The sequence below is a fragment of the Roseibium sp. genome (genome assembly GCF_051016195.1).
Lineage (GTDB): Bacteria > Pseudomonadota > Alphaproteobacteria > Rhizobiales > Stappiaceae > Roseibium.
Genome location: NZ_CP134616.1, coordinates 3037878 through 3054975 on the forward strand (window position 1 = coordinate 3037878; position 17098 = coordinate 3054975).

A 17098-nucleotide genomic window follows, 5' to 3' on the forward strand; every position below is an offset into this window, starting at 1 on the left:
AGATGAACGTCCTCCTTGTTGCTTCCGAATGCGCGCCATTCGTAAAAACCGGAGGACTGGCCGATGTCGTCGGCGCGTTGCCGAAAGCGCTTGAACCGCACGGGATCAAGAGCCGGGTAATCCTGCCGCTTTACCCGGCATTGAAAGGCCTTGCCGGCAAGGCCAAGGTCGAGCATGACCTTGGCGTTCTGCAGGGCAGTCCCGCGCGTCTCGTTTGTGTCGAAGCGGAAGGGATCTCGCTCATCCTGCTGGATGCACCCGGTCTGTTCGATCGGGGCGCGGGCATCTATCTCGATGAGAGCGGGGAAGACTGGCCCGACAACGCGCAGCGCTTCGCAGCGCTGTGCGAAGCCGCCGTTCATGTCGCGCTCAACGGGATCGCGGGCTGGCGGCCCGATATCCTGCACGCTCATGACTGGCAGGCAGGACTTGCTCCCTGGCACCTGCGCCAGCAAGGGTCTGACATTTCCTGCGTGCTGACCATTCACAACATCGCCTTCCAGGGTCTGTTTCCTTCAGACTTGATGGACGAACTCAACCTCGATGCGGACGGTTTTTCTCCCGAAGGCTACGAATATTACGGACAGATAAGTTTCCTGAAAGCGGGCGTTGTCGCCTCACGGCGTATCACCACGGTGAGCCCGACTTACGCGCGCGAATTAATGTCGCCGGAATTCGGCATGGGCTTTGAGGGATTGTTGCAGGCGCGCAAGGCCGACCTTGCCGGGATTCTCAACGGGATCGATCTTGAGGTCTGGGACCCGGAGACGGATCCGGCGATTGCCGAGAACTACACGGCGCGAGCGCTCAAGCGGAAGACGGTCAATCGGACGGCGCTCGAAAAGCGGTTCAGTCTTTCCAGCAATCCGGACGCTCCGCTCTTTTGCGTCATCAGCCGGCTAACCGAACAGAAAGGTCTCGACCTGCTGCTGGATGCCTTGCCGACGCTGGTGGGCAGGGGCGGCCGGCTGGCGCTGCTTGGCAGTGGCGGCAGTCAGCTTGAGGGCGCCTTTCGCAAGGCTGCTGTCGAGCATGCCGGAAGCGTCGGTGCGATCATCGGTTACGACGAAAAGCTCTCCCATCTGATGCAGGCCGGCGCGGACGCGATCCTGATCCCGTCGCGTTTCGAACCCTGCGGTCTCACGCAACTCTACGGACTTCGCTACGGGACCCTGCCGGTCGTGTCGCGCACCGGCGGTCTTGCGGACACGGTGATTGATGCCAGTGATGCCGCGCTCAAGGCCGGATGCGCGACCGGTTTTCAGTTTGCGCCCGTGACCGCAAATGCTCTCACCGATGCCATCGACCGCGCCTGCACGCTGTTTTCGGACCGCAAGCGCTGGACATCGCTCATGCGCAACGCGATGCGTCACCCGGTCGGCTGGGACAGCTCGGCCACCGATTACAAGGCCCTGTTTCAGTCCCTTTTCGACAGCCGTAGCGAGGGTGCTGGATGAGCACAATCATGCTGCCGGGTTCACCAAACCGGCTGGGTGCCCTCTTCGATGGCGAAGGTGCGAATTTTGCGCTCTTTTCGGCCAATGCGCAGAAGGTGGACCTGTGTCTCTTTTCCGACGACGGCGTCAGCGAAACGGCACGTATCACCCTGCCGGAGCGCAGCGGCCCGGTCTGGCATGGCTATCTGCAGGGCATTCAACCCGGATCCCTCTACGGGTACCGGGTGCACGGACCTTATGCCCCCGAGCACGGACACCGGTTCAATCCGAACAAGCTGCTTCTTGATCCCTATGCACGCGAATTGAGGGGGGCGTTTGGTCAACACGAGGCCTTGCTCGGTTTCACCCCTTCAGACCCTGCCGGCGATCTCTCCTTCAGCACGCTTGACAGTGCGCCATATGTTCCGAAATCCGTGGTGAGCGCGCCGGAGGCACTTGTCCCGGAGGTGGAACGGCCGCATTGCCGGTCGGACGAGATGCTGATCTACGAGACCCATGTGAAGGGACTGACGAAACAATTCACGGACGTTCCGGAAGAACTGCGCGGGACCTATGAAGGACTTGCATCGGGGCCGGTGCTGGAACATCTGCAAAAGCTTGGTGTCACGTCCATCGAGCTTCTTCCTGTTCATGCCTTTGTCGATGATGCCTTTCTGGCCAGGAAAGGTCTTCGGAACTACTGGGGTTACAACACGATCGGATTTTTCGTGCCGGAACCGCGATATCACGGTCCGGCAGGACGAGCCGGGTTCCGCGCCATGGTGCAGCGGTTCCACGCAGCGGGTATCGAGGTCATCCTGGACGTGGTCTATAATCACACTGCGGAAGGAGATCACAGGGGGCCGACACTCGGTTTCCGCGGGATCGACAATGCGTCGTACTACCGGCTGATACAGGGGCAGTCCCGCTACTATGTCAACGATACGGGGACCGGCAACACCGTCAATGCGTCGCATCCCTTCGTGCTGCGCATGATCCTCGACAGCCTGCGCTACTGGGTCGAGGTCATGGGCGTCGACGGCTTCCGGTTCGACCTGGCAACAACACTCGGCCGCGAAGCGCATGGCTTCGACCCGAATGGCGGTTTTTTCGACGCTCTGCGGCAGGACCCGGTGCTTGCCGATGTGCATCTCATCGCAGAGCCCTGGGATATCGGTCCGGGCGGCTATCAACTCGGCCAGTTCCCGCCTGAATTCGGCGAGTGGAACGACCGTTTCCGCGACACCAGCCGGCGTTACTGGCGCGGTGATGATCACAGCACACAGGAACTGGCGGGCTGTGTACTGGGTTCGGCAAGCCAATTCGACCGTGACAGCCGCCGGGCCTCGTCGTCGGTCAACCTGATCACCGCGCATGACGGCTTCACGCTGGCCGATGTTACCCGCTATTCGCGGCGCCATAACCTGGCCAACGGCGAAGATGGCAGGGACGGCCACAACGCAAATTTCAGCGACAATTTCGGTGTCGAGGGCGACAGCGACGATCCAGTGATTAAAGCAAACAGATCACGCCGTCAGCGCAATCTGCTTGCGACGCTTTTCCTGTCGCAGGGCACGCCGATGCTGCTTGCAGGGGATGAAATCGGCAACAGTCAGAGCGGCAACAACAATGCCTATTGCCAGGACAACCCGATCGGGTGGATCGACTGGGAAAACCGGGACGATGCGCTTGCCGATTTCGTCGCAGGGCTTGCGGCGCTCCGGAAAGACCATTCCAGCCTGAGGCAAACCCGGTTTCTGCACGGTGCGACGCGGGCGCTGGACGAATTGCCCGATGTCGAGTGGCTCGACTTCAACTGCAGGCCGCTCGACTGGCGGGATCCGGGGCTGTCGTCTTTCGCCCTGATCCTCAGGGGATCGGGCGAGTGTCCGAGAGAAGCCCAGGTTCACGACACGCTGCTGCTCTTGTTCAACCGCGACAATGACGATCTTGAGGCGCGACTGCCGGATTGTCCCAAAGGCTTCTTCTGGTGCTTGGAACTCGACACCTCGGCCGAAGACGCCTTTCCGAAATCCGATGCAGGTAAAGAGATCGTTTTCGTCCACGGGCAATCGGTCGTGGTGCTTGCTCTCACGGCTTCGGGTGAACGCATATGAGCGGGACAAGGTTACACGAACTTGCACAGCTCTGCGGCGTGCTCCCGGCCTTTCATGATCTTGACGGCAACGAGCACCGGACGAGCGACGACACAAAGCGCGCGATGCTCCGCGCGATGCGCATCGACGCTGAAACCGACAGCGACGCGGAACACTCCCTGGACCTTCTGAGATCGGAGCAGGATGCCCGCATCGTGCCGCCCGAATACGTTGTGACGGCCGGACATGGTGCACTCATTCCAGTCAGGCAGTCCTGTGACTGGTCGCTGTGCGATGAAAGCGGCCGGAAGATCGCGGAGGGCTTCGCCGAGCATCATGTGGATCTGCCCGCGTTGGAGGTGGCGGTCTATCACCTGACCGTCGCCGCCGGTGACCGCACTCAGGATGCCTTCGTTCCAGCCGCACCCGAACGGACGCCGTCCCTTGCGTCTATCCTCGGAACCGAGCGGATCTGGGGCGTCACCGCTGCTTTCTACGGTTTGACGTCCGGGCGCAATCTTGGTCTTGGCGACTATTCCGATGTCGCAACCCTTGCCGGCACGCTTGGGGAAAGGGGTGCCGGTTTTCTAGGCATCAATCCGATCCATGACTGGGGCTGGTCGACAACCGACATTGCCAGTCCCTATTCGCCGTCGCACCGCGGATTTCTGAATACGCTGCATATCGCTGCTGACGGCATTCCCGGCCTTGAAGATCACGAACGGGCGCGCGAGCTTGTGGGCCTGGTCCGCGACGCTGCCGACCGGGACGCTCGCGCGATAGACTACCAGAAATACCGTGCGCGGCTGCAGCCCTTGTTGAGAGACCTTTTCGCCCTGTTCACGCAGGATGCGGACGAAGGCGCACGGTCACAGTTCCGAGATTTCGTTGCGGCCGGCGGGGATGATCTGCAGCTGTTTGCCGTTTACGAAACGCTTGCCGTCACGCATGGTGAAAACTGGCAGCTCTGGCCCGAGAGGATCAAGGACCCGAAAACGGCGTCGCAATCGAACGCAGATCCACAGGAGACAGACTTTCACAAGTGGCTGCAATGGATAGCGAATGTGCAACTGGAGCGTATCTCGAGTGCGCATGCCATGCCGCTCGGACTTTACCTGGATCTTGCCGTGGGCGCGCGCCGTGACGGGGCCGAGGCCTGGATGGGCCAGGACAGTCTGGCTCAGGGGGTCTCGCTCGGTGCACCGCCCGATCATCTCAGCCCCGAAGGCCAGAACTGGCAGCTGGCCGCCTTCGCACCCTCGCTGAGCGCAAAAGCGCACCATCACAATCTGCGCAGTGTGCTCCGGCAGACCATGCGGTCCGCAGGTGTCATCCGCATCGATCACGTGCTCGGCCTCAATCGGAGTTTCTGGATCCCTGATGACGGCAGTCCCGGAGCCTATATCCAGCAGCCCTTCGAGACACTGCTAGCACTGGTCGGGATCGAGGCGCATCAAGCGGGCTGCATTGTGGTCGGTGAGGACCTCGGACTGGTTCCTGACGGGTTTCGCGATGCTCTCGGTGCACGCGGCTTCTACAGTTATTCCGTTCTGCAATACGAAAGGGAAGCCGACGGGTCTTTCCGCGACCCGGCGCATTTGCGCCCCGACAGTCTGGCGTGTTTTGCAACGCATGATACGCCGACGCTTTATGGCTACTGTGCGGGACGCGACATCGACTGGTGGCAAAGGCTCGGCTGGGTCGATGCAGAAGGCGCAGCACACTTGCGCGAAGACCGCCGATCTGCGGTTGCGGCCCTTGTTCCGGAAGGCGTCGAGCCCGGCACGGCCATTCATGCGCGGCTGGCTCACGCGCCCGTTGCCATGGCTTCGGTTCAGCTCGACGACATACTCAAGGAGGAAGAGGCGCAGAATTTGCCGGGGACGATCGACGAACATTCAAACTGGCGTCGCATCTATGTGGCACCGCTGGAAACGCTTGGCACGGTTCCAGAGCTCAACGATACGGCGGCGCTCATGCACGCTGCCGGACGCGCGAATACTTATCCGGACGGAGACGACTGACATGGATATCAAAGTGGTTGCAACAAAACCGATCGACGGACAGAAGCCCGGAACGTCCGGTTTGCGCAAAAAGACCCGTGTCTTCATGGAACCGCACTATCTTGAGAATTTCGTCCAGTCCGTGTTCGAGGCGATCGGCGGCGCGGCAGGCAAGACGTTCGTGGTCGGCGGCGATGGCCGGTACTTCAACGCCGAAGCGATCCAGACAATCCTGCGCATGGCGGCCGCGAACGGCGCGGAAAGGGTCATTGCCGGGCGGGGCGGGCTTTTGTCGACGCCGGCCGCGTCTCATCTGATCCGCAAAAACTCGACGGATGGCGGACTGATCCTTTCCGCGAGCCACAATCCCGGCGGCATCGACGAGGATTTCGGCCTCAAGTTCAATATCCCCAACGGGGGGCCGGCGCCCGAGGGTGTGACCGAAGCCATTTTCGAGGCGACGAAGACGATCTCGCAATATGTCACGGCAGAGACGCCCGATGCAGATCTTGAACGCCTTGGAAACCAGAATATCGGCGGCATGATCCTCACGATCGTCGATCCGGTGACGGACTACGAGGCACTCATGAAGGAGCTCTTCGATTTCGACGCAATCCGCACGCTGATCGGGTGCGGGTTCCGCGTCCGTTTCGACGCGATGCACGCGATCACGGGCCCCTATGCAAAGGCGATCCTCGAAGGCTCTCTCGGTGCTCCGGAAGGAAGCGCGATCAACGCCGTGCCGTCGGTCGATTTCGGCGGAGGACATCCGGACCCGAATCCGGCCTGGGCCAAGGAACTGATGGCTGAACTGATGAGCGATGCGGGCCCCGATTTCGGTGCGGCCTCGGACGGCGACGGCGACCGGAACATGATCCTTGGCCGGAACTTCTATGTCTCGCCTTCCGACAGCCTTGCCGTCCTGACGGCGAATGCGCACCTGGCGCCCGGATATGCGAAAGGCATTGCCGGTGTCGCCCGATCCATGCCGACGAGCGGCGCTGCGGACCGGGTCGCCGAGGATCTCGGCATCGAATGCTTCGAAACGCCGACCGGGTGGAAATTCTTCGGCAATCTGCTTGATGCCGGGCGGGCGACGATCTGCGGTGAGGAAAGCTTTGGAACCGGATCCAATCACGTGCGCGAAAAGGATGGTCTCTGGGCGGTGCTGTTGTGGCTGAACATCCTGGCAGCCAGGAAGTGCTCCGTTGCCGAACTGGTTCAGGATCACTGGAAAAAATTTGGCCGGAACTATTACTCCCGGCATGATTTCGAAGCGCTCCCGACGGCGGATGCGTCTGCATTGATGGACCGTGTGACCGGTCAATTGACCTCTCTCGCCGGGCAATCGATTGCGGGACTGACTGTCGAAGCCGCCGACAGCTTCGCTTATGAAGACCCGATTGACGGATCTAAAAGCATCAATCAGGGACTGCGTATCCGCTTTACCAACGGCGCACGGGCCGTCTTCAGGCTTTCGGGAACGGGAACCGAGGGAGCAACCTTGCGGCTCTATATCGAACAACTGGAGACCGATCCGGACAAGCTGGACCAGGACGTCCAGACGGCGCTCGCGCCGGTGATCGCCGCTGCACATGAAATCGCCGGAATTGATCAACTCAACCGGCCGGGTCCCGACGTCATTACCTGACGGCCTCCATGTTTTCACATCCAAGGGACGTTTTGGTCGTCCCTTGAGCCTGCCCCAAACCGGGGCGGGCGCGCTGCCCTGTTGATTGCGAGCCCGAAATTCTTTTGCAGTGCAACAAAATTATTGCACAAAAAATGGCTCTGCGCATAATGCGGGCATGAGTAGCGGAATTTCGATCCTCGTCATCGATGATAACAAGATCCGGGCGTCCATCATCGAAGAGGGGCTGCGCGATGCCGGACATGATGAGGTCATTCTCGTTCACAACATGGACGGGCTTGTCCGACAGATCTCGGAAATCAATCCGGACGTGATCGTAATCGATCTGGAAAATCCCAATCGCGATCAACTGGAGCACATGTTTCAGGTCTCCAGGGCGGTCAGAAGACCGGTGGCCATGTTCGTGGACAAGGCGGACAGCCAATCGATCGAAGCAGCCGTGGACGCGGGTGTGTCTGCTTATGTGGTCGACGGTCTCAAACGTGAACGTGTCAAACCCATCCTGGATATGGCCGTCAGCCGCTTCAACGCGTTTTCCAAGCTTTCCAAAGAGCTTGAGGATGCGCGCACAGAGCTGGCAGACCGGAAAACCATCGACCGCGCGAAAGGTATTCTCATGAAATCGAAAGGGCTGTCCGAACAGGCGGCTTACGATCTTCTGCGGCGCACCGCGATGAACCAGAGCCGGAAGATCATCGATGTGGCGCAAAGCCTCGTCATCGCCAGCGGCTTGCTGGGAGACTGAACATGTCAAAACAGAATTTCTGCCGGGGAGAGGCGGCCAAATCGGAAATCGGAGGAACGTCGTGGGGCAGCTGACACCCGTATTTGCAGGCTTTATTCCGCTTCTGGACAGCGCAGTTCTTGTCGCTGCCAGGGAGATGGGTTTCGCCGAGGAAGAAGGCATAGCCCTTAAGCTCGTGCGCGAATCCTCCTGGGCAAACATTCGTGACCGTGTCGCCGTCGGTCACTTCGACGTCGCACACATGCTTGCGCCCATGCCGATCGCAGCGAGCTTGAACCTGACCAGCCTCGCGGTGCCCATGCTCGCCCCGATGATCCTGGGGCTCGGCGGCAATGCCATAACCGTATCAACTGCGTTGTGGCGGGAAATGGCGGATGTCGGTTCCGACAGGAACGGCGATCCGGCCTCGACGGGTAAGGCCCTTGCGAAAGCGGTTGTTCGGCGCGGCGAGCGTGCCGAACCCTCTTTGCGGTTCGGGGTCGTGCACCCGTTTTCCGGTCACGCTTATGAATTGCGCTACTGGCTTGCCGCAGCGGATATCGACCCGGACGCGGATGTCGAGATCACGGTTCTGCCACCGCAACTGATGGCAGATGCGCTCGCCGCCGGGCAACTGGACGGGTACTGCGTCGGCGAACCCTGGAACACGGCCGCCGTCGTCGCCGGGACCGGCCGCATTGTCACTTACAAGCAGGCCATCTGGCCGGACAGCCCCGAGAAGGTGCTGGGCGTAACGCGCAAATGGGCGCAATCAAGTCCCGAGACTCTGGCGGCCCTGATGCGCGCGATGTCACGCGCGGCCGACTGGTGTGCCGATCCGGCGAATGTGGATCATCTGACGGACTTGCTTTCAGGGCCGGACTATCTGGCTTGTGCGCCCGATCTCTGCCGGCCGGCACTTAGCGGCAATGTGCGCTTCGGAGCCACCACATCGGTTGCGCGTCCCGATTTCCTGAAGTTTTCCGGCGGTTTGGCTGCAGCTCCGTCTCCGGTGCATGGCAAATGGTTTTACGATCAGATGGTCAGATGGGGACAGGCGGACTATTCCGCGTCAGGCGAAGCCGATGTCCTGAACATATTTTCCCCCGCGCTCTACCGGGAAGCCCTGCAGATTGGCGCGGTGCCGGCGGAACAATCGATCCTGCTTTTCGATAGTGCCCCGGCATGACAGGCGCATGCGGACTGCTTCCGATGAGGGCGCTTTCAGGTGTGTGCGCTGCACAAAAAACCGTCACTTGCCTCAAATCGCAGCCAACAATTCGTGCATCTGGTGCCGTGATGCAAATTTGGGCGGATGCGTAACGTGCTTAAAAACAAGAAGGAATGGTGTTTCGGCTGAGTTGGCACGGTTCGTGCTATCAATGTCCCGTGGCCGACGCTGGCCTAAATCATATTGCGTCCATAGACGGACGCTCAGGCAAAGCCGCCGTTCTGGTCTGCACCTCTCCTCCCTTTCGCAGACCAAGACGGCGGCTTTTTCATTTTGAGCCAGCGTCCGCAAAAGGGCGCAGAAGACAAGAGGGAACAGGACGTGACAAACACGAAGAAATTCCAGATGACCCGCCGGTTGGCGTTGGGGGCCCTGATGGCCGCAACGGCCTGCGTTCCGGCATCGTCTGCGTTCGCGGAAATGCTCGATGTCGAGAAAGACGAACTGACTTTCGGCTTCATCAAGCTGACCGACATGGCACCGCTGGCAGTCGCCTACGAGCTTGGCTATTTCGAGGAAGAAGGTCTGTTCGTTACGCTTGAGCCTCAAGCCAACTGGAAAGTGCTCCTGGACCGGGTCATCACCGGTGAGCTGGACGGCGCCCACATGCTTGCGGGACAGCCGCTTGCCGCGACGATCGGTTTCGGCACCAAGGCTCACATCGTGACGCCGTTTTCCATGGACCTCAACGGCAATGGCATCACCGTTTCCAACGAAATCTGGGAAATGATGAAGCCGCATATCGAAATGCAGGATGACGGCAAGCCCGTCCACCCGATCAAGGCATCGGCCCTGAAGCCGGTGGTCGATCAGTTTATCGACGAAGGCAAGCCTTTCAACATGGGCATGGTTTTCCCGGTCTCGACCCACAATTACGAGCTGCGCTACTGGCTGGCTTCCGGGGACATTCACCCAGGCTTTTACTCCAAGACCGATATTTCAGGTCAGATTCAAGGCGAAGCCCTGCTTTCCGTGACGCCGCCACCGCAAATGCCGGCAACGCTCGAAGCGGGCACGATCTATGGTTATTGCGTCGGTGAACCGTGGAACCAGCAGGCGGTCTTCAAGGGGATCGGGGTGCCGGTCATCACGGACTACCAGATCTGGAAGAACAATCCGGAGAAGGTTTTCGGTCTGACCAAGGAGTTTACCGAAGAGAACCCGAACACCACGCTTGCCATAACCAAAGCGCTGATCCGCGCCGCCAAGTGGCTCGATGAAAACGACAATGCAAACCGCATGGAAGCCGTGGAAATGCTTGCACGGTCCGAATATGTCGGCGCCGATGCCGAGGTGATCGCGAACTCCATGACCGGGACGTTCGAATTCGAAAAAGGCGACAAGCGCGAGATCCCGGACTTCAACGTTTTCTACCGCTACTACGCAACCTACCCTTACTACTCCGACGCGGTCTGGTATCTGACGCAGATGCGCCGCTGGGGCCAGATCACGGAGCACAAGCCGGACAGCTGGTATGACGAAGTCGCCAAGTCCGTCTATCTGCCGGAAACCTATCTGAAAGCCGCGCGCCTTCTCGTCGAGGAAGGACATGTGGCGGAAGCGGACTTCCCGTGGGATTCCGACGGCTACCGCGCACCGACCCCGGCAGCCGACATCATCGACGGCATTCCCTACGACGGCAAGCAGCCGAACGCCTATATCGACAGCCTGCCGATCGGCCTGAAAGGCAAGCAGATCGTCGACGGCAGCGAAGTCGTCGGCGGCTAAACCTGACACAGGAAGCAGCGGGCATCCGTCCGCTGCTTCGCTTCTGAAATTTCAATTCAAAATAATGGACGCACCCCATGGCCAATGCCGACACCGCCGGATCTCAGGATCTCGCCCGGGCCGCCCGGAAAGAAAAACTGTTCACCTGGATCAACAAGACCGGCGGATGGCTGGATGCGCTCGGGTTCTCCTGGCTCGTGCCGCTGATGAAAATCGCAGCAGGCGACAGCCCGAAGGAACAGCTGGGTGAACTCAAGCGTGTTCTCCTGATCCCGCTTCTCGGCATCGCGGCTTTCCTTGTTCTGTGGGGGACGCTCGCACCGCAGGTGCAGACTTCCCTTGGTGCCGTGCCCGGACCTGCAGCGGTCTGGAGCCAGGCGGTCAACCTGTGGGACGACCACGTGCGTGAACGCGAGAAAGCGGACGCCTTCTACGAGCGGCAGGACACGCGCAACGCCAAATTCGAGGTGGAAGGCAAGACGGACAAGATCAAGTGGCGGAATTACACCGGCAAGCCGACCTATATCGACCAGATCGGTACGTCGCTCAAGACCGTCGGCCTGGGCTTCCTGATCGCGACGATTATCGCTGTGCCGCTTGGGATCGCCTCCGGCCTGTCCAGATCGTTCAACGGTGCAATCAATCCGCTTATCCAGATATTCAAGCCGGTCTCTCCGCTCGCGTGGCTGCCGATCGTCACGATGATCGTGTCGGCCACCTACGCAAACCCTTACGACTGGCTGTCGAAGTCGCTGCTGATTTCGGCCGTGACCGTGACGCTGTGCTCCATGTGGCCGACTCTGATCAACACCGCGCTGGGTGTGGCCTCGGTGGACAAGGACCTGATGAATGTCGGACGCGTTCTCCAGCTGCCGACCTGGAAAACCATCACCAAACTCGTTCTGCCATCGTCCCTGCCGCTGATCTTCACCGGTCTGCGCCTGTCGCTCGGTGTGGGCTGGATGGTGCTGATCGCAGCGGAAATGCTGGCGCAGAACCCGGGCCTCGGCAAGTTCGTCTGGGATGAATTCCAGAATGGCTCTTCCCAGTCGCTCGCCAAGATCATGGTTGCCGTCCTGACAATCGGTCTCATCGGTTTCATGCTCGACCGCCTGATGTTCGCCCTGCAGCGCGCATTCACGTTCAGCGCCAACCGCTAAGGAGACATTTATGTCCTTTCTGGAAATATCCGGTGTCTCCAAGTCCTACGGCGAAGGTGCGAACCGTACGGATGTGCTGGACGACATCAATCTGAAGGTCGAAGAGGGCGAGTTCATTGCCATTGTCGGGTTCTCCGGCACGGGCAAGACCACGCTGATTTCCCTGCTGGCCGGCCTGATCGAGGCCGATCAGGGTGGGGTGATCTTCAAGGGAAAAGAGATCGACGGACCGAGCCCTGACCGGGGCGTCGTGTTCCAGTCCTATTCCCTGATGCCCTGGCTTTCCGTGACCGGCAACGTCGCGCTTGCCGTCGACACGGTCTTCAAGAAGAAGTCCGCCAAGGAACGCAAGGCCATCTGCGACAAGTATATCGAGATGGTCGGCCTTGCCCATGCAAGGGACCGCAAACCGGCGGAACTCTCCGGTGGCATGCGGCAGCGCGTCGCCGTTGCGCGCGCTCTTGCCATGCAGCCTGAACTTCTCCTGCTCGACGAACCGCTGTCCGCTCTCGATGCACTTACACGATCCAAGCTTCAGGACGAATTTGCGGCGATCTGCGAACAGGAAAAGAAGACGATTGTCCTGATCACCAACGATGTCGATGAGGCCATCCTGCTTGCCGACCGCATCATCCCGTTGAAGCCCGGCACCAAGGCGACGCTCGGACCGGAATTCGCAGTGCCGTTCAAGCGTCCGCGGGACCGCGGCGAACTCAACCACGATGACGACTTCATCAAGCTGAGAGCCGATATCACGGAATATCTGATGGCTGTCGGTGCGGAGCGCGGCGCGGATATGGAACGTGACATTGTCCTGCCGAACATCGTGCCGATCACGCAGCGGATGCCCAAGGGCGACAAGCTGCCGTCCGCATATGAACGCGCCGCCGAAAGCGTCAAAGACGATCGTTTCCTCGAGTTCTCGCAGCTCAAGAAGGTCTATCCGACCCCGAAGGGGCCGCTCACGGTTGTCGACGGTTTCGACCTGAAAATGAACAAGGGCGAGTTCATCACGCTGATCGGCCACTCCGGCTGCGGCAAGTCGACGGTTCTTTCCATGGTCGCGGGACTCAATCCGATCACGGAAGGTGCGATCATCCTCGACGGAACGCATATCACCCAGGCAGGACCAGACCGGGCGGTCGTGTTCCAGGCCCCCAGCCTCATGCCCTGGCTGACCGCTTACGAGAATGTCGCGCTCGGTGTCGACAAGGTCTATCCCGATGCGTCGAAGTCCGAAAAGCGGGACGTCATCGAATACTACCTGTCGAAGGTGGGTCTCGCCGATGCCATGCAAAAGGCGGCGGCAGACCTGTCCAACGGCATGAAACAGCGCGTCGGCATCGCGCGTGCGTTCGCGCTCTCGCCGAAGCTCCTGCTTCTGGACGAACCTTTCGGGATGCTCGACAGCCTGACGCGCTGGGAGCTTCAGGACGTCCTGATGGATGTCTGGAAGCGGACACAGGTAACGGCCATCTGCGTCACCCATGATGTCGACGAGGCGATCCTGCTCGCAGACCGGGTTGTCATGATGTCGAACGGGCCGAATGCGCGGATCGGCAACATCATGGATGTCGATCTGCCGCGTCCGCGCTCGCGCAAGGAACTGCTCGCTCACCCGGACTATTACGCTTATCGCGAAGAGTTGCTGGACTTCCTGGAAGCCTATGAAGGCGGCGCGGACCCCAGTGAAGAGCAACTCAAGTCCATCCAGGAAAAACGCGCAGCGCGCATGGCCCGCCAGAAGGCGGCTGTCGAAGCAGCCGAGTGAATGCAGGAGTGAAAGCAACCATGACGCCAGATCAGATCCAGCTCGTGCAGGCCTCGTTCCAGAAGGTCGTTCCGATATCCGACAAGGCGGCCGAGCTTTTCTACGGCAGGCTTTTCGAGATTGCTCCGGGAATCCGGTCGCTCTTCAAATCCGACATCGAGGAACAGGGCCGCAAGCTGATGACCACCCTGGGCGTGGTCGTGAACGGGCTGTCCGACTTCGATGCGGTCCTGCCGGCTGCGAAGACACTTGCGGTCAGACATGTGGAATACGGCGTGGAACCTTCCCACTATCCGCCGGTTGGCGCGGCCCTGATCTGGACCCTCGAACAGGGTCTCGGAGACGCCTTCGACGATGCAACTCGGACCGCTTGGAGCGCGGCGTACGCCGCGCTCTCGAACGTGATGATCGAAGCAGCCTATTCAAACGCGGAGGCTGCGGAGTAGAGCGATGGAAAAGAAAAAACTTGTCATCATCGGAAACGGGATGGCCCCCGGCCGGATGCTGGAATACCTGTTCGAAAAGGGCAGGGACGCTTATCACGTCACCATCTTCAACGCCGAACCGAGGGTGAACTACAACCGGCTCATGTTGTCGCCGGTGCTTTCCGGCGAGAAGGCCTATGAAGATATCATCACCCATGGCGATGACTGGTATGGCGAGAACGGGGTCACTCTGCACAAGTCTGCCCGGGTTTCGGAAATCGACCGAACTGCCAGGACGGTGACTGCCGAAAACGGTGTCAGTGCACACTACGACAAGCTGGTGATCGCGACGGGATCGAATCCGTTCATCATCCCGCTTCCGGGCAATGACCTTGACGGGGTTCTGACCTACCGGGATCTGGACGACGTGGAAAAGATGCTGGAAGCGGCCAAGGGCGGCGGACGCGCGATCGTGATCGGTGGCGGCCTTCTCGGGCTGGAAGCGGCTGCCGGTCTGAAGATGCAGGGCATGGATGTCACCGTGCTGCACCTGATGCCCACCTTGATGGAACGTCAGCTTGACCCGGCCGCCGGTTTTCTTCTGGAAGAGGAATTCAAGCGCCGCGGAATCGAGGTTCGCACAAAGGCGAACAGCCACGAGATCCTCGATGACGGGGCCGGGCGGGTGAAGGGCATCCGCCTTGACGACGGCACTGAGATCGATGCGTCGATTGTCGTCATGGCGGTCGGCATCCGTCCGTCCTCCGACCTTGCCAAATCTGTCGAGCTCGACGTCGGGCGCGGTGTTCAGGTCGGCGACGACATGCGTACCAGCGACCCGGACATTTTTGCCCTCGGCGAATGCGTCGAACATCGCGGCATGTGTTACGGACTGGTTGCCCCGCTCTATGAAATGGCGGAAATCATTGCGGACAATCTGCTGGGGGGTACGTCTGAATATACCGGGTCCGTGACCGCGACCAAGCTGAAGGTGACCGGTGTCGATCTTTATTCCGCCGGTGATTTTGCCGAGGGCGAGGATCGCGAGGAAATTGTTCTGCGCGATGCTTCTGCCGGGGTCTACAAGCGGCTCGTCCTGAAGGACAACAGGATCATCGGTGCCGTTCTCTATGGCGAAACCTCCGACGGTCCCTGGTTCTTCGATCTGTTGAAAAAACAGTCCGATGTCTCCGAGATGCGAGAGACACTGATCTTCGGCCAGGCGTATCAGGGGGGCGCCCCCCTGGACCCTACGGCGGCCGTTGCAGCCTTGCCGGATGATGCGGAAATCTGCGGCTGCAACGGCGTATGCAAGGGCAAGATCGTCGGCTCGATCACCGAGAAGGGACTGACATCGCTCGACGATGTGAGGGCGCACACCAAGGCGTCCGCGTCCTGCGGTACCTGCACGGGACTTGTCGAACAACTGATGCAGGTGACGCTCGGCGACGCCTACAACCCGGCAGCGGTGACGCCCATGTGCGGCTGTACCCATCTCGGGCACAGCGAGGTGCGCCGGCTGATCAAGTCCAAACAACTGAAAACCATTCCCGCAGTCATGCAGGAACTGGAATGGACGTCCTCCGGCGGCTGCGCGAAATGCCGTCCGGCACTCAACTACTACCTGGTCAGCGATTGGCCGGACGAATACGCCGATGACTACCAGTCCAGGTTCATCAACGAACGTGTTCACGCCAACATCCAGAAGGACGGGACCTATTCCGTCGTGCCGCGCATGTGGGGCGGCATGACCTCGTCCAAGGAACTGCGGGCGATCGCCGACGTGGTCGACAAGTTCAATATTCCGGCCGTGAAGTGCACCGGCGGTCAGCGTATCGACATGCTCGGGATCAAGAAGGAAGACCTGCCGGCCGTGTGGGCGGATCTTGGCAAGGCCGGTTTCGTTTCTGGCCAGGCTTATGCAAAAGGCTTGCGGACGGTGAAGACCTGCGTTGGAACGGACTGGTGCCGTTTCGGTACACAGGATTCCACCGGTCTCGGCATCAAGATCGAAAAGTTCATGTGGGGGTCCTGGACGCCCGCCAAGCTCAAGCTTGCCGTCTCCGGATGTCCCCGGAACTGCGCGGAAGCCACCTGCAAGGATATCGGTGTCGTCTGCGTCGACAGCGGCTACGAGATCCATTTCGCCGGTGCGGCCGGCCTCGACATCAAGGGTACCGAGGTTCTCGGCCTTGTCGAGACCGAGGAAGAGGCGCTCGAGCATATCGTTGCTCTTACCCAGATGTACCGCGAGCAGGGGCACTATCTGGAACGGATCTACAAGTGGGCGAAACGCATCGGCTACGACGAAATCCGAAGCCAGATCATGGACGACGAAGACAAGCGGAAGGCCTATTTCGAGCGTTTTGTCTTCAGCCAGAAATTCGCCCAGGTCGATCCGTGGTCGGAGCGCGTGTCCGGCAAGGACAAGCATGAATTCAAACCGATGGCGATCCTGCAGGCGGAGGCGGCCGAATGAACGCGGAAACGAGAAACTGGGTGGCGATCGGGGATCTTGCCGACATTCCGCGGGAAGGGGCACGCGTGGTGAAGACCGACCGCGGATGCATTGCCGTGTTCCGCACCGTGGATGATGAGGTCTTTGCTCTCGATGACCGCTGTCCGCACAAGGGTGGTCCCCTCAGCCAGGGCATCGTGCACGGCTCCTCCGTTACCTGTCCGCTGCACAACTGGGTATTCGATCTTGCCACCGGCCTCGCACGCGGCGCTGACGAAGGCTCCGTTCCGGTGACCGCCGCACGTGTGGAGAACGGCAAAGTGCTGCTTGCCGCCGATGATCTGGCGCGACGGGCCGGATGAATGAAAGACCGGAAGATGGCGTTTGAGCAAAACAACGAGACGTCCGGGTCTGG

General features: G+C 60.3%; 12 protein-coding genes. All 12 read left to right on the top strand.

Going from position 1 to position 17098, the window contains the following annotated elements:
- The first annotated feature begins 2 nt into the window (after positions 1 to 2).
- The 12 genes from glgA (at position 3) to nirD (ending at position 17045) form a co-directional block, all read left to right on the top strand.
- Positions 3 to 1457 carry a glycogen synthase GlgA gene (gene glgA / locus RDA78_RS13955; RefSeq protein ID WP_434055903.1) on the top strand — a complete coding sequence of 485 codons (1455 nt, stop codon included), beginning with the start codon at positions 3 to 5 and terminating at the stop codon, positions 1455 to 1457.
- Positions 1454 to 3553, top strand: a complete 2100-nt coding sequence (glgX, locus tag RDA78_RS13960; RefSeq protein WP_434055904.1) for a glycogen debranching protein GlgX — start codon at positions 1454 to 1456, stop codon at positions 3551 to 3553. Before glgA ends, glgX begins: the two co-directional genes overlap by 4 nt.
- Entirely contained in the window at positions 3550 to 5556 is a 2007-nt protein-coding gene (gene malQ, locus RDA78_RS13965; RefSeq protein WP_434055905.1) for a 4-alpha-glucanotransferase, read from the top strand. Before glgX ends, malQ begins: the two co-directional genes overlap by 4 nt.
- Before the next feature lies 1 nt (position 5557).
- A complete protein-coding gene (locus tag RDA78_RS13970) occupies positions 5558 to 7186 on the top strand; it encodes an alpha-D-glucose phosphate-specific phosphoglucomutase (RefSeq protein ID WP_434055906.1) in 1629 nt (542 codons plus the stop codon).
- 157 nt (positions 7187 to 7343) lie between these two features.
- Positions 7344 to 7931 (top strand): ANTAR domain-containing response regulator, encoded by a 588-nt coding sequence (locus RDA78_RS13975; RefSeq protein WP_434055907.1) that lies wholly within the window; start codon positions 7344 to 7346, stop codon positions 7929 to 7931.
- A 61-nt stretch (positions 7932 to 7992) separates the two neighbouring features.
- Positions 7993 to 9099, top strand: coding sequence for a CmpA/NrtA family ABC transporter substrate-binding protein (locus RDA78_RS13980; protein WP_434055908.1), 1107 nt, complete (start codon positions 7993 to 7995; stop codon positions 9097 to 9099).
- Between the two features lie 417 nt (positions 9100 to 9516).
- Positions 9517 to 10869: a CmpA/NrtA family ABC transporter substrate-binding protein gene (locus tag RDA78_RS13985; protein ID WP_434056145.1), complete on the top strand. Its 1353-nt coding sequence runs from the start codon at positions 9517 to 9519 to the stop codon at positions 10867 to 10869.
- Between the two features lie 77 nt (positions 10870 to 10946).
- Positions 10947 to 12029, top strand: coding sequence for an ABC transporter permease (locus tag RDA78_RS13990; protein ID WP_434055909.1), 1083 nt, complete (start codon positions 10947 to 10949; stop codon positions 12027 to 12029).
- 10 nt (positions 12030 to 12039) lie between these two features.
- Positions 12040 to 13800: an ABC transporter ATP-binding protein gene (locus tag RDA78_RS13995; protein WP_434055910.1), complete on the top strand. Its 1761-nt coding sequence runs from the start codon at positions 12040 to 12042 to the stop codon at positions 13798 to 13800.
- A gap of 20 nt (positions 13801 to 13820) precedes the next feature.
- Positions 13821 to 14246 carry a globin family protein gene (locus RDA78_RS14000; RefSeq protein ID WP_434055911.1) on the top strand — a complete coding sequence of 142 codons (426 nt, stop codon included), beginning with the start codon at positions 13821 to 13823 and terminating at the stop codon, positions 14244 to 14246.
- 4 nt (positions 14247 to 14250) lie between these two features.
- Positions 14251 to 16704 carry a nitrite reductase large subunit NirB gene (gene nirB / locus RDA78_RS14005; RefSeq protein ID WP_434055912.1) on the top strand — a complete coding sequence of 818 codons (2454 nt, stop codon included), beginning with the start codon at positions 14251 to 14253 and terminating at the stop codon, positions 16702 to 16704.
- Positions 16701 to 17045 (top strand): nitrite reductase small subunit NirD, encoded by a 345-nt coding sequence (gene nirD / locus RDA78_RS14010; RefSeq protein WP_306141623.1) that lies wholly within the window; start codon positions 16701 to 16703, stop codon positions 17043 to 17045. The genes nirB and nirD overlap by 4 nt, the downstream gene beginning before the upstream one ends.
- Positions 17046 to 17098: the final 53 nt, after the last annotated feature.

Coding starts and splice junctions, on each gene's coding strand:
- glgA (WP_434055903.1), top strand. CDS start 3: ATGAACGTCCTCCTTGTTGCTTCCGAATGCGCGCCATTCGTAAAAACC.
- glgX (WP_434055904.1), top strand. CDS start 1,454: ATGAGCACAATCATGCTGCCGGGTTCACCAAACCGGCTGGGTGCCCTC.
- malQ (WP_434055905.1), top strand. CDS start 3,550: ATGAGCGGGACAAGGTTACACGAACTTGCACAGCTCTGCGGCGTGCTC.
- RDA78_RS13970 (WP_434055906.1), top strand. CDS start 5,558: ATGGATATCAAAGTGGTTGCAACAAAACCGATCGACGGACAGAAGCCC.
- RDA78_RS13975 (WP_434055907.1), top strand. CDS start 7,344: ATGAGTAGCGGAATTTCGATCCTCGTCATCGATGATAACAAGATCCGG.
- RDA78_RS13985 (WP_434056145.1), top strand. CDS start 9,517: ATGGCCGCAACGGCCTGCGTTCCGGCATCGTCTGCGTTCGCGGAAATG.
- RDA78_RS13990 (WP_434055909.1), top strand. CDS start 10,947: ATGGCCAATGCCGACACCGCCGGATCTCAGGATCTCGCCCGGGCCGCC.
- RDA78_RS13995 (WP_434055910.1), top strand. CDS start 12,040: ATGTCCTTTCTGGAAATATCCGGTGTCTCCAAGTCCTACGGCGAAGGT.
- RDA78_RS14000 (WP_434055911.1), top strand. CDS start 13,821: ATGACGCCAGATCAGATCCAGCTCGTGCAGGCCTCGTTCCAGAAGGTC.
- nirB (WP_434055912.1), top strand. CDS start 14,251: ATGGAAAAGAAAAAACTTGTCATCATCGGAAACGGGATGGCCCCCGGC.
- nirD (WP_306141623.1), top strand. CDS start 16,701: ATGAACGCGGAAACGAGAAACTGGGTGGCGATCGGGGATCTTGCCGAC.